Consider the following 14,311-nt stretch of genomic DNA (forward strand, 5'->3'; position numbering starts at 1 on the left):
ATACCGATCGCTCGCACGATGCCGCCTCCACCTCGATCTCGCCGCCATCGCCTATAACCTGCGACGCGTCGCCGCCTGAGCGCCCTTCAACCCCCAATACCCCGCCACCGCACCAACCAGGCCGCGTTCAAACGCGTCTCATCCCCTGACCAAACCTCAAATCCTCACACACCAACCCGTTTCGCAGAGACCTCGCTTTCGCCGGGGTGACGGCCATGGAGTGCATTCGCCAATAACGGATACGATTCGATTGCGGAGCCGTTTCGCCCCCGCTAGGACCTATTCGCCTGGCTGATATGCACGCCGGTGCGAAAGGGAGACGAGAGGATGTCGAAGCTGCTCCCCACCACCCTGGTGGGTTCCTATGCGATGCCCGAGTGGCTGATCGACCGCGCGCGGCTCGCGGGGCGCTTCCCGCCGCGGGTGCGCGCGCGCGAGCTGTGGCGCCCGGCGTCCGAGTTTCTCGACGAAGCGCAGGAAGACGCGACGATCATGGCCATCCACATGCAGGAGATGGCCGGGCTCGACATCATCACCGACGGCGAGATGCGCCGCGAAAGCTATTCGAACCGCTTCGCCACTGCGCTGGAAGGCGTCGACCTCGACAATCCCGGCACCGCGCTCGATCGCAGCGGTCACCCCAATCCGGTGCCGCGCGTCACCGGCAGGATCCGCCGCAAGCATGCGGTGCAGGTCGGCGACGTCGAGTTCCTTCGCCGCCACACCGGTCGGATGATCAAGATCACCGTCCCCGGCCCCTTCACCATGACCCAGCAGGCGCAGAACGACTTCTACGCGAGCGAGGAGGAGATGGCGCTCGACTATGCCGCGGCGGTCAATGCGGAGATCAAGGACCTGTTCGCCGCGGGCGCCGACATCGTCCAGATCGACGAGCCCTATCTCCAGGCGCGGCCCGAGAAGGCGCGCGTCTATGGTCCCAAGGCGATCGAGCGCGCGCTCGATGGCGTGACGGGAACGACCGCGCTGCACCTCTGCTTCGGCTATGCCGCGATCATCCACGGCGACCGGCCCAAGGGCTACGACTTCCTCGCCGAACTGGCAGGGACGCACGTCGACCAGGTGTCGGTCGAGACCGCCCAGCCCAGCCTCGACCCCGCCGAGCTGAGGCCGCTCAAGGATAAGAAGATCATGGTCGGCGTGCTCGACCTCAACGATCCCGAGGTGGAGACGCCGGAGGTGGTGGCCGAGCGCATCCGCCGCGCGATGACCGAAGTGCCGGTGGAGAACATCATCGTCGCGCCCGACTGCGGCTTCAAATACCTCCCGCGCGACCGCGCTTACGGCAAGATGCGCGCGATGGTGGAAGGCGCGACGCTGGTGCGCGAGAGCCTTTGAGGCGACCTTGCGGCAGGGTATTTCCCGGTGATGATTCGACGTCGCTTTCTCTCCATTGTCGTTGCGGTGCTGCTTGCCGGCTGCGGCGGGCACGCGGTGCAAGACGCGCCGCCGCCCGCAGCGCTTGGTCCCGTAGCCACGCTTCGCGCGGTTCCGAACGAGTTCGCGATCTACGGCAGCATGAAGACGCTCGAGATCGCCCCGATTCTCGTCGCGGCGCGGGACCATTATGAAGGCGAGCTGACGCTGCAGGACGGGGGTATCCCCAATCTGATCGGCGCGCCCTCGACGGCCGGCCCCGCCGTCATCGCAACGCACGCCGAGACCCAGGCGCTGCGCTATTCGGTGACGCATCCCGAGCTGCGGATCATCCTGACCGTCACCGAGGCGCGCTACCGCATCGTTGCGCGGCGCTCGTCGGGGATCGCTCGGCTCGCCGATCTCAAGGGCAAGCGCATCGCGACGCTCGCGACAACTTCCGCGGGCTATTTCCTGGCGCGAATGCTGGGGCAGGTCCGGCTGAGCTTCGCCGACATCCAGCCGGTGCGCATCTCGCCGATCGAGGATATGGCCGGCGCGCTCGCGCGGGGCGACGTGGACGCCATTGCGATCTGGGATCCGTATTCGACAAGCGCAGCAAAGATGCTGGGCAGCGACGCGATCGAGTTCCCGGGCGATGGCGTCTATCGCGAGCGCTTCAACCTGAACACGACCGCCGCCAACCTGGCCGATCCGCGCCAGCGCACGCGGATCGTCGCCTTTGTCCGTGCGATCATCGAGGCGAGCGAAGCGATTCGCCGGGATCCTGCGCCGGCGCAGAAGCAGGTCCTGTGGGGCTCGAGCTTCGGACCGGAGGAGGTCGCCGCTTCCTGGCCAAACCTCAGCTTTCCAGCCGCGCTGCCCGCGGACCTGCTCGATGTGCTCGTCGATGAGGAGCGATGGCTCGCGATGCAGGACAAGCGCGCGCCGCGTTCGCGCGCCCGGCTTGCCCGGCTGATCGATGCCAGCGTGCTCGACGAGGCGCTCGGCTCACGCTGAGCAACCCGAATCGTCATCCCGGCGAAAGCCGGGACCCAGGGTCACGAGCGAAGTCGTCTGCTGCGGTGGGCCCCGGCTTTCGCGGGGGATGAGGGCTGGGGCAAATCGCGCCCATCGCCCTGAAACGAGACGTCGGCCCTTCGATAATATCCAACGCTGTTTGCTATTGTCCTATTTTCCGCTTGTCTTTATCAGCCTATCTGACATAAGCGGCGGGCGCTCGAGGATGACGGGCGTTCACCTGAGGAAGACACGGCAGGCATGCCGGACCCAGGGTTGCCGGGAGAGGGAGGGCCTGATGGCATATTCGACGAACCGCCGTTTCGCGCCGTGGCTGCGCCGCGCGCTGGCGACGACTGCACTGACCGCCGCCGCGTTGGCCGGCACCACCGCGCAGGCGCAGGACGCGCCGGCCGAGCAGCCCGCCGCCGCGGACGACGGTCCCCAGGATCAGGGCGGGGACCAGACCAAGGAGATCATCGTCACGGCCTCGCGCACGGCGCAGAATGGCCTGCAGGCGCCGACGCCGACCCAGGTGATCGGCGACGAGATCATCAAGACCCAGGCGGCGCCGACCGTCATGGAAGTGCTCAACCAGAACCCCGTGTTCAAGGCGACGCGCTCGCCGGGCGCCAACGCGACCAACACCTCGAGCCCCGCCCAGGCGACCGCGGACCTGCGCGCGCTCGGCGGCCAGCGCACGCTGGTGCTGGTCAACCAGTCGCGCGTCGTGCCCTTCGCGCCGGCGAGCAACCTCGGCGTGCCGACCACGACCGACCTCAACCTCTTCCCGACGATGATGATCGACCGCGTCGACGTGGTCACCGCCGGCGCCTCGGCGCTCTACGGCTCGGACGCCGTCTCGGGCGTCGTCAACATCATCATGAAGAAGGAATATCAGGGGATCGACGTCACCGCGCAGGCGGGCATCTCGCAACAGGGCGACTATCGCACGATCCGCACCGGCTTCATCGCGGGCACCAACTTCAGCGACGACCGCGGCCATTTCGTCGTCAGCGTCGACTATTCGGACAACAACGGCGCCGACGACATCTACTCGCGCGACTGGGGTCGCCAGGAGTGGATGATCGTCAGCAACGGCCAGCGCACCACGCCGAACACGCCGGGCTTCGGCCAGCCGGCCTTCATCCTCGCGCCGAACGTCCACAACAATCTGAGCTCGGGCGGCCTGATCATCACGACGGGGCTGACCGGCCTCACCAACATGACCTTCAACCGGGACGGCTCGCTGCGCCCCTACCAGAAGGGCACGATCTCCGGCGGCTCGACGATGATCGGCGGCGAGGGCGCCTCGATCATCAAGGGCACCGCGCTGGTCCCCGACGTGCGGCGCTTCACCGCCTACAGCAGCCTCTACTACGACATCTCGGACTCGGTGACCGCCTATGTCGAGGGCGGCTATTCCTGGTCGCGCGGCTTCCTCGACGGCGTGCCGATGCGCCTGTCGAGCCAGATCATCAAGCGCGACAACCCGTACATCCCGGCGGCGACGCTCGCGCTGCTCCCGGCGAACGTCGCGAGCTTCAACATCAGTCGTATCGCCTACGACATGAGCAACAACCACTATAAGGTGATCAACGAGACGCCGCACGGCGTGGTCGGCTTCGATGCCAAGCTGGGCGGCTCGTGGAAGCTCGACGGCCATGTGTCGTACGGAGCCAACTACTACCAGTCCTTCACCTATCAGAACCCGGTGACTGCCAACCTCGCCTTCGCGATCGACGCGGTGCGCGATCCCGCGACGGGCAACATCGTCTGCCGCGCGGTGCTCCAGGGCAATCCGGCAGCGGCGGGCTGCCAGCCGCTCAACCTGTTCGGCGAAGGCAACAGCTCGGCCGCCGCGCGCGAGTATATCTGGGGCGAGGGCCTCGCCGAAGTGAAGTACGACCAGCTCGCCGCGGGCATCAACCTGGTCGGCGAGCCCTTCTCGACCTGGGCGGCGCCGGTGGCGGTCGCGGTCGGCGCCGAGTATCGCCGCGAGACCGAAAGCCTCAGGGCGGATTCGATCGGTTCGGCCAACGGCTTCCTCACCGCGGGCAATGCGGTGCCCTATTCGGGCCGGTTCGACGTGAAGGAGGCCTATGCCGAGGTCACCGTCCCGCTCGCCAAGGGCACGCCGTTCCTCGAGACGCTCGATGTCAACGGCGCGATCCGCTACGCCGACTACAGCACCGTCGGCGGCCAGACCGCGTGGAAGCTGGGCGGGGTGTGGGAGCCGATCGAGGGGCTCAACTTCCGCGTCGCCCGCTCGCGCGACATCCGCGCGCCTGCGATCAACGAACTCTACAGCCCGGGCAGCAACGTCAGCAACAACGTCACCCTGGTGGTCGACGGCGTCACCAAGAATGCGGTGATCCCGCAGAACACCAGCGCCGGCAGCCCCACCGTCGGGCCCGAATATGGCAAGACCTTCACGGTGGGCGCGGCCTATCGCGGGCGCGGCTTCCTGAGCGGGTTCGGCGTCTCGGTCGATTACTACAAGATCAAGATCGAGGACGCGATCACCAACCTCTCGACCGCGAACATCGCGACGCTGTGCGGCCAGGGGCAGACCTATTTCTGCAACCTGTTCACCTATGGCCCGGATGCCAGCACCGCCGATCCAAACGACCGGATCCAGACGGGGCTGGTCGCGGGCGCGCTCAACGTCGGCGCCTTCCAGCAGGAAGGGCTCGACATGACGCTGAGCTACCGTACGCGCCTCGGCTTCCTCGGCGAGGGCGGTCACTACAACCTTTCGGCAAGCGGCACCTATATCTTCCACGCGCTGGTGGATTCGGGCACCGGCCAGTCCAATTCGGTGATCGACCGCGCGGGCGAGAACGGCTGGGCCAACCTCGGCTCGATCCCGCGCTTCCGCGGCAACCTCTCGCAGACGGTGGGCGGATCGGACTGGGAGCTGACGCTGCAGACGATCTATATCAGCCGCGGCAAGCAGGACGTCACCTACGACACTTCGCCGACGACGACGATCAACGACAACCAGGTTCCCGCGGTGGTCTATTTCAACCTCTACGGGAAGATCTTCGCCGGCACGGACAAGAAGTACGAGTTCTTCTGGGCGATCAACAACCTGCTCGACAAGGATCCGCCGCCGACGCCGTACATCATCCTCAACGGGCCGGTAAACGGGCAGTATTACGACAAGGTCGGCCGCGCGTTCATGGCGGGGGTGCGCGTGAAGTTCTGATGGCGGGGAAGGGCGCTCCGAGATGGGGGGCGCGCCCCTTCTTCCTTCAACCGTCATCCCGGCGAAAGCGGGGACCCAGGGCAGCAGGCGACGTCGCTCTTGGCCCTGGGTCCCGGCTTTCGCCGGGATGACGGTTATGGGGTTGGGGAGAGGAACTAGCTGAAGTTCAGCTGATCCCCACCCTTGAACAGGTTGACCAGCTCGCGCCGGGTGCACAACCAGCGCTGCTCGCCCTCGTCCCAGCGGAAGGTCTCGGTCGCGCGGCTGATCCGCGTGGGCACGCGGCTCTCGAGCGGGGCTTCGCCGTCGGCGGCCCAGAGCAGCATGTACCAATGCGCGGTCGCGCCGCCGGCATCGTCGAACTCGGCGCGGAAGTTGCTGAATGCGTGCACCGCCACGCGCGCGCCGCGGCCCTCGCGCCAGCTGTAGAAGTCCTGGATCTTGTCTCGCCCCTCCAGGTGCAGCCGGCCCGAGGCATAGACGGCTTCGGGCGCATAATAGCTGCCGGCGTCGCGGCCCCAATTGGTGTCGACGTCGTGCCAGAAGTCGGCGAGGCCCATCTCGAGCTCGGCAGTGGCGATCGCGCGTTCGCGGCGGTTCATGGCTGGGTCCTCATGTGAAATAGAGCTGGAGCGCAGTCGCATCGATCGCGCGGCGCGTGGCGGGATCGGGGACGAGCCGCGCGTAGAGCGCGAGCGCTGCGGCATAGTCGGTGGTGCCCTCGTGGTTCACGAAGGGCGCGTCGCTGCCCCAGAGCAGGCGCTCGGGGCCGGCGTCTGCGAGCAGGCGCGCAGCGACTTCCTCGGCTAGGTCCCAGGGCAGGCGGAAGCCGGCGGAGAGCTTCGCCCAGGTCCGCCCGCCGTCGATTGCATGGAGCAGCGCCTCGGCGCCCGCGGCTCGCTCGGCGGGATCGCGCGAGGGGACGCCGAAGTGATCGACCACGAGCCGTACGCCCGAACTCAGCAATGGCGGGAGCAGGGCAGGGAGGCTCGCCCCGCCTGCGAGCAGCTCGACGTGCAGCCCGGCATCCGCGAGCCGGCGCAGGAAGCCGCGCCAGGGCTCGCTCGCCAGGTCGGGCAGCTCGGCGAGCCGCCGCCAGGTCAGCCGCACGCCGGCCACGCCGCCGTCCGCCAGCGCCTGCAACTCGGCCACGCCGGTCTCAGGCGGCAGCAGCACCGTCCCCCGCAGCTGCGGATGCGCGTCGAGCACCGCGAGCGTATAGGCGTTCCCGTCGTCGAACAGGCTCGCCGCCGCGATCACCCCGTGTGTGATGCCGTGTGCGCCCATGTCGGCCAGCCAGGTCTCGACCGGATAGTCGTACGCCGGTCGCGAATGCGCATCCGCGGCGAAGGGCATCGCTCGCGTGAAGACATGGGCATGGGCATCGACTGTCGGCGCCCCAACGTCACCCATGCGCGAGCGCGGTGCGCTGGATCGTCGGCGCGCCCTTCAGGCTCATCAGCCAGAAGGTGAAGATGCCGCCGCACGCCAGCGGGATCGCCAGCATCGCGAAGATGCCCACGGGCCCCAGCCCTTCGCCGAGCACGAACGTTCCGAACAGCGGCGCGAAGATCGAGGCGACGCGCCCTGCGCCATAGGCCCAGCCCACGCCGGTCGCGCGGCTGTTGGCGGGGTAGAGCGAGGCGGCGAGCGCGGCGATGCTCGCCTGGCCACCGTGCTGGAACACCGCCATCGCGACCACCGCGACGAGGATGTACGGCCCGCCCGCGAGCACGCCGATCATCGCGCAGCCTACCGCGGCGAGCAGGAAGGTCGCGACCATCACGCGCTTGAACCCCAGCCGGTCGATGAAGAAGCCGATCGAGAGCATGCCGATGAACCCCGCCACGGTGTTGGCGCCGTTGAGCCAGGCGATCTGCTGGTAGTTGAGCTCCATCACTTCCTTGTAGATCGTCGTCTTCCACACGCCGGCAGTGATGAAGACGAAGCTCGAGATCGCGATCGCCCACATCAGCAGCGTCTTGCCGATCTGCTCGCGGCCGAGGATGTCGTTGAGCAGCACCGCGAGCGGCGGCTTGTCGGGCCTGGGCTTGGCGACCAGCGCGACGGGCACCTCGCCCTCGGGCTGCATCCGCCGTGCGAGCGCCGGGATGCGCGGATCCTCGGGGTTGCGTGCGGCGAGCGCGCGGAGCGATTCGGGCATGAACCAGATGAAGGGCAGCAGCATCGCCGGCATCGCAAAGGCGATCCAGAAGGCGCCGCGCCAGCCATAGGGCTCGAGGATGAAGCCCTGCATCAGCGCGCCGAGCATCGCGCCGATCATCGTGCCGCTGACGGTCACCGTGCTCATCGTCGAGCGCAGCCGCCGGGGCGCAGTCTCGGAGGCGATGCTCACCAGGATCGGCACCATCGCGGTGCCGCAGAAGCCCGCTAGGAAGCGGCAGGCCATGAAATAGGAGAGCGAGTGGGTGAAGAGGATCGCCAGCGCGCTCAGCATCATGCCCGCGTAGCAGAGCAGCAGCGCGCGGGGGCGCCCGATCCGGTCGGCGAGCGGCGGGATGAAGAAGGCGCCGACCAGCATCCCCACCTGCTGCGCGACCATCGCCGACGTGATCGCGGTCGGCGGCACGCCGAGGTCCTTGGCGAGATCGGGGAGCACCCAGCCGACGACATAGAGCTCATAGCCGTCGATCGCGGTGAGAAGCGTGCAGAGGATCAGCACCATCAGGTGGAAGCGATTGAACTTCAGGCCGTCGAGAAAGCTGTCGACATCGACTGGCCGGGCTTGCGACTCGTTCATTTATCCCCTCCACACACGCACTCGGGCGGCGGTCTTCCGCTCGCCGATCTCTGGCTCGGAGTCGTCACTATCACATGTAATTCGCTATATACAAACGATCGTTCGGCCCGGGGGTATGTCGGCGGCTCTGGACAGCGTTGGCGGGATCGGACACTAGGGGCGTGTGGGGAATACGGACGAAACAACGTCGGAGCGCAAGGCGCCTTCGATCCTGCACCTGGTCAAGCAGGTCCAGTACAAGGCCTATGTGCGGCTGGAGTCGGTGCTCCAGCCCCTGGGCGTCACTGCGGTGCAGTTCCGCATCCTGACGACCTTGTCGACGCGGCCCAACGTCTCCTCGGCCGAGCTCGCGCGGCTCTACGACGTCAAGCCGCAGACGATGATCAAGCAGATCGCGCTGCTCGAGGCCAAGGGGCTGATCGACCGCCAGGTGAGCCGCGAGAACAAGCGGCTGCTCGAGCTGAGCCTCACCAAAGCCGGCCGGACCGCGCTCGAGCAGCTGCAGACCGACACGCAGGCGCTCGAGGCCGAGCTGCTCCAGCCGCTGGGCGAGCGCGAGCAGGAGGCGCTGCGGGGGTATCTTGCGCGGCTGCTCGAATCGCTGAGCGCGGTGGTCGTCGACGCGGAAGAGCATGACGACGCCGAGGAGTTCACCCAGGAATATCGCCGCCCGGGCGTCCAGCGGCTTTAGGGGCAGGGGCATGTCGGCATCGCTCTATGATCTTAGCGTGCCGACCTTCCTCCAGACGATGCGCGCGATCGGCGGCTTCCTCGATCGCGCGGCGGCGCATTGGGCGGAGACCGGCGAGGATCCCGAGGCGGTCGTCAACGCGCGGCTGTTCGACGACATGGCGCCCTTCCACTTCCAGATCGAAGCTGCGTGGCACCATGGCGTGTGGGCGGTCGAGGCGCTCAAGACCGGCGCCTTCGCCCCGCCCGGGCTGGTCGGCCCGGTCCCCTTCGCCGAGCTGCGCGCGATGATCGCGAGCGGGGAGGCGGCGCTGGCGGCGTTCACCCGCGACGAGATCGACGCATGCGCGGGGAAAGCGCTCGACATGCAGATCGGCCCGCGGCGGCTCGCGTTCACGGCGGAGACCTTCATCCTCTCCTTCTCGCTGCCCAATTTCCATTTCCACGCGGTGACCGCCTACGACATCCTCCGCTCGCGCGGCGTGCCGATCGGCAAGCGGGATTATGAGGGACGGTTGCGGACATCCGCCTGATCGATGTTGGAAGGTTGACACGGTTGACACCAATCATGTCGAAAAATCCCCGATCGGCGAGGGTGATCGAAACGGCGCGTGGCAGAGATCGACGGTGAGAAAGAGCGCCCCCAACGCTCGCAGGCGGATTCCTACATTGCAATCGGGTGTCGACGGATCGGCATCCGGCAAATCCTTCCCCGGAGGGTAGGGGCACCGCCGCCGAAGGCGGTGGTGGAGGGGTAGATGCCCGCGGGCATGTCGCCCGTGGATGGCTACCCCTCCGTCAGCCCTTCGGGCTGCCACCTCCCCTTCCAGGGGAGGGGTCGGGATTTGATGGCGACCATTCAATCAAATGCGATTCGCCATGGCCGAATATCAGCGCGGCTGCTATCTGAGCGCCATGCTGGAATCCCTGGGCTATGTCGCCGTCACCACCGCCGAGGCCGATGCGTGGACGATGTTCGCCACGAACCTGCTCGGCATGCAGGTCGCCGATCGCGCCGCGACCGGCTTTTCGCTGCGCACCGACGAGCGCGCCGGCCGTCTTTTCGTCGAGCGCGGCGGGCAGGAACGGGTGAGCGCGATGGGCTGGGAAGTCGCCGATGCCGAAGCGCTCGCCCGGCTCGCCGCCAAGCTTTCGGATGCAGGCCATGCCGTCACGCCCGGCACGCCCGCCCAAACCGAGCAGCGCCGCGTCGCCGAGCTGCTGATCGCGCACGACCCGACCGGCAACCGCCTCGAATTCTTCCACGCCGCCGCCGCCGCGCCCACGCCTTTCCAGCCGAGCCGCGCGATCACCGGTTTCCGCACCGGGCCGCTCGGGCTCGGCCATGTCGTGCTCACGGCGAAGTCGCTCGACGCGGTGCTGCCCTTCTACACCGAACTGCTCGGCTTCCGGCTGAGCGATTATGCGCTGAGGCCGTTCAAGGCGTTCTTCTTCCACCTGAACAGTCGCCACCACAGCTTCGCGGCGATCGAGACCGGCGTCGACGGCTTCCATCACCTGATGGTCGAGCTCAATTCGCTCGACGACGTCGGCCAGGCCTATGACCTCGCTCAGCTCGACGAGGGCCGCATCGGCGTGACGCTCGGGCGCCACAGCAACGACTTCATGACCTCCTTCTACGCGCGCACGCCCTCGGGCTTCATGATCGAGTATGGTTGGGGCGGGCGCTCGATAGACCCGGCGCGCTGGGAGCCGTTCGAATGCGACCATGGCCCCAGCCTCTGGGGGCATGAGCGCGCCTGGCTCGACGACGCCAAGCGCGCCGAAGCGCGCCAGCTCCGGCTCGACGCCGCGGCGCGGGGGTATCGGGCGCCGGACTTCGTGCGGAGCAGGGACTGACACGGCCCAACCTGCAACCGTCATCCCGGCGAAAGCCGGGACCCAGGGTTACTGAGGACGTTGCTCGCGGCCCTGGGCCCCGGCTTTCGCCGGGGTGACGGGTTGGAGTGAGGGGAGGGGAAGCGCTACTTCCCCTGCTGCCCCGTCGCGAGTGCGCCCATCCGCTGCGACACGCCCTGCGTCGCGGTAAGCAGCAGCTTGCACAGCTCCTTCTGCCGCGTGCGGTTCATGAAGTCGGCAGGGCCGAGCAGGGTGATCGCCGCGGCGACGCGGTTGCTGTAGTCGAACACCGGCGCCGCGATCGCCGCGAAGTTGCGGTTGAGCATGCCGACCGTCGAACTGTAGCCGTCGCGGCGCACCTGGTCGAGGCTCTCCCCCATTTCCTGCACCGTCTGCGCGTTGACGGCGCGCTCGGTCTCGTAGCGCGGCAGATGCGCGAGGAAGACGAGGCCCGTCGCGGTGGTCGTCACCGGCAGGATATAACCGAGCCGCACCGAGAAGGCGCCCTGCAGCGTCCCGTCGGCCTTGGCGACGATGCACGGGCCGCGGTCGCCCCACAGCGAGAGGTAGATCGCGCAGTCGGTCCTATCGCGCAGCTCGGCCAGCGTGTCGGCGGCGAGCGTCACCACGTCGAGCTGGCGGATCGCGGCGAGGCCGAGCTGGATCGCGAAGGTGCCGAGGCCGTAATAGCCCGTCTGCGGATCCTGATAGGCCATCTCCTCGCGCACGAAGCTGACAAGGTAAAGATGGACCTTGCTAGGGGGCATGCTCGCCCGCGCGGCGATCTCGCGCAGCGGCAGCGGCCCTTCGGCCATTCGCAGGACGCGCAACACGCGGAACCCCACTTCGATCGACTGGACTCGCCTGCGGGATTGTTCCGCGTCCGCCATGCTCCCTGGGCCTTTCTTGTCTAAGTTTCTCGGCTTCTTCCTGCCGTCCGCTTTCGCGTCTGTCCATCCAAGCCTGTGTTGGCGCAGCGAAATCGATGCTTGGCCGGCATCGGAGCCCGCGGAACAAAGAATTGGACGCATCCGCCGCGTGCGACCCAGTCTTTGAGGGCCAATCAAGAACGAGGCAGGGCGAGGATGATCGAGCTGGAAACCGCGGGATCGGCGCCGCTCAGCGTCGCGGAGCAATTGCGCAACGGGCTGCGCCGGCTCGGCAAGGCCGTGGTGGTGATCACCGCCTGGGACGGCGAGCAGCGCTGGGCGATGACCGCGACTGCGGTGAGCGAGCTCAGCATGGACCCGCCCTCGCTGCTCGTCTGCGTCAACCGCACCGCGAGCCTCTACGGGCCGCTCTCGGCCGGGGCGAACTTCTGCGTGAACATCCTGCATGCCGACCAGCTTGCGGTCTCGAAGGCGTGCAGCGGCGCAGTGAAGGGCGAGGCGCGCTTCGCCGAGGGGCGCTGGGGCTCGGGCGCGTGCGGCACGCCCTACCTCTGCGAGGCGCAGGCGAACATCTTCTGCGAGCACGAGACGATGCTTGAATACGGCACCCACGCGATCGTGATCGGTGCGGTGCGCGAAGTCGACTGGTGGGGCGACGTCGACCCGCTGATCTATGTCGACGGCGGCTACGCCCGCGCGGCGCGGCTGGGCTAGCATCCTCCTTTCCAACGTCATCCCGACGAAAGCCGGGACCCAGGGCCACGAGCGACACGGCTTGCTGCCCTGGGTCCCGGCTTTCGCCGGGATGACGGCCGTCGAGTTTATCAGCCTGGCTGATTCTGACGCTTCCCATGCATCAGCAACGCTGTTATAAGCCTAGCTGTTATTAAGCGCCGGACGCAGTGCCGGGAGAGGAAAGCGAGGCAATCCCCATGCAGTTCGGCCTATTCTACGAGCATCAGTCGCCCGCGCCCTTCACGGCGGAGAAGGACCGGCAAATCTACCATAATGCGCTCGACGAGCTCGAGCTCGCCGACAAGCTCGGCTATGACTATGCCTGGCTGGTCGAGCATCATTTCCTCGAGGAATATTCGCACAGCTCGGCGCCGGAAGTGTTCCTCGGCGCGCTCAGCCAGCGCACCAAGCGGATGCGGCTGGGCCATGGCATCTGCGTGATGCCGCCGCGGATCAACCATCCTGCGCGCGTCGCCGAGCGGATCGCGACGCTCGACCTCCTCTCCAACGGCCGCGTCGAATGGGGTACCGGCGAGAGCGGCACCGCGATGGAGCTCGAAGGCTTCGGCGTCGATCCCGAGCTCAAGAAGGGCATGTGGCGCGAAGCGACCGAGCAATGCGCCAACATGATGACGATGACGCCCTATCCGGGCTTCCAGGGCGAGCATTTCTCGATGCCGACGCGCAATGTGGTGCCCAAGCCGGTGCAGGCGCCGCATCCGCCGCTCTGGGTGGCGTGCTCGCGTCGCGACACGATCCTCTACGCCGCGCGCAACGGCATGGGGGCGCTGGTCTTCGGCTTCGCCGCGCCCGAGCAGGCGGGCAAGTGGGTCGACGAATATTACAGCATCATCAAGTCCGAGGAGTGCGTGCCGATCGGGCATGCGGTGAACGCCAACTTCGCGATCGTCACGGCGCTGTCGGTGCACCAGGAGGAGGAGGAAGCGATCCGCCGCGGCACCGAGGGGTTCAAATATTTCGGCTATTCGCTGGGGTTCTACGCGTCGTTCGGCAAGGGCAAGCCGGGCCATTCGACGGTGTGGGAGGATTTCAAGAAGGCGGAGTCCTCGATCGAGGACAATCATGGCAACGGCGGCATCGGCACGCCCGAGCAGGTCTATGCGCATTGCAAGGCCTATGCGGACGTCGGCGTCGACCAGATCATCTTCGTCCAGCAGACGGGGCCGGCGAACCACGACCACATCTGCGAATCGCTCGAGCTCTTCGCCGAGACCGCGATGCCGCGGCTGAAGGAAGGGGAGGAAGTGCGCCTCGCGAAGAAGCAAGCCGAGCTGGCGCCGCACATCGAGGCGGCGCTGGCACGGAAGCCGCGGATGGCGCCGCTCGCCGAGGCGGACATCGAGCCGGTGCGCTCCTATGGGTTGCGCAAGAAGGAAGCGGGAACGTTCGAGAACACCCGCTCGGACCGCGGCGGCGGCCTCGCGGTGGTGGCGGACGATCCGCTGGCGCTGGTGTCGGGGCAGGCGGAGACGGCTGCGGAGGCAGTGGAAGCGAAGGGCTGACATCCCATCCCCAACCGTCATCCCGGCGAAAGCCGGGACCCAGGGCCGCGAGCGACGTTCTCCGCAACCCTGGGTCCCGGCTTTCGCCGGGATGACGATTCAGAGGGCGGGAGTGCCGTGGCTAAGCGTCTGTTTCGAAACTCGCGGAAGAGCGAGTTTCGAGGCGGTACCGGCCCGCTCCCCCTCCCGGCCACCCACAAGATACTACCGATGGGTGGCCGGGAGGGGGAGCGGGCCGGTACCGCCT

General features: G+C 67.4%; 12 protein-coding genes. 8 read left to right on the forward strand and 4 right to left on the reverse strand.

The genetic code is table 11. The annotated features are described in order from the left end of the window. The first annotated feature begins 327 nt into the window (after positions 1-327). The 3 genes from J7495_RS02565 to J7495_RS02575 all read left to right on the forward strand — a co-directional run bounded on the left by J7495_RS02565 (position 328) and on the right by J7495_RS02575 (position 5,605). Entirely contained in the window at positions 328-1,356 is a 1,029-nt protein-coding gene (locus tag J7495_RS02565) for a 5-methyltetrahydropteroyltriglutamate--homocysteine methyltransferase (protein WP_294054509.1), read from the forward strand. 30 nt (positions 1,357-1,386) lie between these two features. Beyond that, positions 1,387-2,394, forward strand: coding sequence for an ABC transporter substrate-binding protein (locus tag J7495_RS02570; protein WP_294054510.1), 1,008 nt, complete (start codon positions 1,387-1,389; stop codon positions 2,392-2,394). A 298-nt stretch (positions 2,395-2,692) separates the two neighbouring features. Continuing rightward, positions 2,693-5,605, forward strand: a complete 2,913-nt coding sequence (locus J7495_RS02575; RefSeq protein ID WP_294054511.1) for a TonB-dependent receptor — start codon at positions 2,693-2,695, stop codon at positions 5,603-5,605. A 155-nt stretch (positions 5,606-5,760) separates the two neighbouring features. Here J7495_RS02575 and J7495_RS02580 read toward each other — a convergent pair whose 3' ends face one another. Genes J7495_RS02580 through J7495_RS02590 form a run of 3 tightly spaced genes read right to left on the reverse strand, consistent with a single transcriptional unit; the run spans position 5,761 to position 8,366 of the window. Continuing rightward, positions 5,761-6,207 (reverse strand): hypothetical protein, encoded by a 447-nt coding sequence (locus J7495_RS02580; protein WP_294054512.1) that lies wholly within the window; start codon positions 6,205-6,207, stop codon positions 5,761-5,763. Positions 6,208-6,217: 10 nt separating this feature from the next. Further along, complete coding sequence (locus tag J7495_RS02585) at positions 6,218-7,018, reverse strand: amidohydrolase family protein (protein ID WP_294054513.1); 801 nt, start codon at positions 7,016-7,018, stop codon at positions 6,218-6,220. Next, positions 7,011-8,366, reverse strand: coding sequence for an MFS transporter (locus J7495_RS02590; RefSeq protein ID WP_294054514.1), 1,356 nt, complete (start codon positions 8,364-8,366; stop codon positions 7,011-7,013). The genes J7495_RS02585 and J7495_RS02590 overlap by 8 nt, the downstream gene beginning before the upstream one ends. Positions 8,367-8,529: 163 nt before the next feature. On the opposite strand from J7495_RS02590, the gene J7495_RS02595 reads away from it, so the two are divergent. From J7495_RS02595 to J7495_RS02605, 3 genes are all read left to right on the forward strand, one after another. Continuing rightward, complete coding sequence (locus J7495_RS02595) at positions 8,530-9,057, forward strand: MarR family transcriptional regulator (RefSeq protein WP_294054515.1); 528 nt, start codon at positions 8,530-8,532, stop codon at positions 9,055-9,057. A gap of 10 nt (positions 9,058-9,067) precedes the next feature. Then, the gene (locus J7495_RS02600; RefSeq protein ID WP_294054516.1) at positions 9,068-9,589 is read left to right on the forward strand and encodes a DUF1993 family protein; all 522 of its coding nucleotides are present in this window, start codon (positions 9,068-9,070) and stop codon (positions 9,587-9,589) included. A gap of 346 nt (positions 9,590-9,935) precedes the next feature. Further along, positions 9,936-10,916 carry a VOC family protein gene (locus J7495_RS02605; protein WP_294054517.1) on the forward strand — a complete coding sequence of 327 codons (981 nt, stop codon included), beginning with the start codon at positions 9,936-9,938 and terminating at the stop codon, positions 10,914-10,916. A gap of 125 nt (positions 10,917-11,041) precedes the next feature. Here the strand turns inward: J7495_RS02605 and J7495_RS02610 are convergent, their stop codons facing one another. Beyond that, positions 11,042-11,947, reverse strand: a complete 906-nt coding sequence (locus J7495_RS02610) for an IclR family transcriptional regulator (RefSeq protein ID WP_366810682.1) — start codon at positions 11,945-11,947, stop codon at positions 11,042-11,044. A gap of 54 nt (positions 11,948-12,001) precedes the next feature. Here J7495_RS02610 and J7495_RS02615 point away from each other — a divergent pair, with 54 nt between their 5' ends. Both J7495_RS02615 and J7495_RS02620 read left to right on the forward strand, forming a co-directional pair. Further along, on the forward strand, positions 12,002-12,520 hold the full coding sequence (locus J7495_RS02615; RefSeq protein ID WP_294054519.1) for a flavin reductase family protein: 519 nt from the start codon (positions 12,002-12,004) through the stop codon (positions 12,518-12,520). 218 nt (positions 12,521-12,738) lie between these two features. Further along, positions 12,739-14,064 carry an LLM class flavin-dependent oxidoreductase gene (locus tag J7495_RS02620; protein WP_294054520.1) on the forward strand — a complete coding sequence of 442 codons (1,326 nt, stop codon included), beginning with the start codon at positions 12,739-12,741 and terminating at the stop codon, positions 14,062-14,064. Positions 14,065-14,311 lie beyond the last annotated feature (247 nt).

The organism is Sphingomonas sp. (genome assembly GCF_017745215.1).
Lineage (GTDB): Bacteria > Pseudomonadota > Alphaproteobacteria > Sphingomonadales > Sphingomonadaceae > Sphingomonas.

What these genes read in the sequence shown, in the direction of transcription:
- J7495_RS02565 (WP_294054509.1), top strand. Translation starts at nt 328, where the DNA reads ATGTCGAAGCTGCTCCCCACCACCCTGGTGGGTTCCTATGCGATGCCC.
- J7495_RS02570 (WP_294054510.1), top strand. Translation starts at nt 1,387, where the DNA reads ATGATTCGACGTCGCTTTCTCTCCATTGTCGTTGCGGTGCTGCTTGCC.
- J7495_RS02575 (WP_294054511.1), top strand. Translation starts at nt 2,693, where the DNA reads ATGGCATATTCGACGAACCGCCGTTTCGCGCCGTGGCTGCGCCGCGCG.
- J7495_RS02580 (WP_294054512.1), bottom strand. Translation starts at nt 6,207, where the DNA reads ATGAACCGCCGCGAACGCGCGATCGCCACTGCCGAGCTCGAGATGGGC.
- J7495_RS02585 (WP_294054513.1), bottom strand. Translation starts at nt 7,018, where the DNA reads ATGGGTGACGTTGGGGCGCCGACAGTCGATGCCCATGCCCATGTCTTC.
- J7495_RS02590 (WP_294054514.1), bottom strand. Translation starts at nt 8,366, where the DNA reads ATGAACGAGTCGCAAGCCCGGCCAGTCGATGTCGACAGCTTTCTCGAC.
- J7495_RS02600 (WP_294054516.1), top strand. Translation starts at nt 9,068, where the DNA reads ATGTCGGCATCGCTCTATGATCTTAGCGTGCCGACCTTCCTCCAGACG.
- J7495_RS02605 (WP_294054517.1), top strand. Translation starts at nt 9,936, where the DNA reads ATGGCCGAATATCAGCGCGGCTGCTATCTGAGCGCCATGCTGGAATCC.
- J7495_RS02610 (WP_366810682.1), bottom strand. Translation starts at nt 11,947, where the DNA reads ATGCGTCCAATTCTTTGTTCCGCGGGCTCCGATGCCGGCCAAGCATCG.
- J7495_RS02615 (WP_294054519.1), top strand. Translation starts at nt 12,002, where the DNA reads ATGATCGAGCTGGAAACCGCGGGATCGGCGCCGCTCAGCGTCGCGGAG.
- J7495_RS02620 (WP_294054520.1), top strand. Translation starts at nt 12,739, where the DNA reads ATGCAGTTCGGCCTATTCTACGAGCATCAGTCGCCCGCGCCCTTCACG.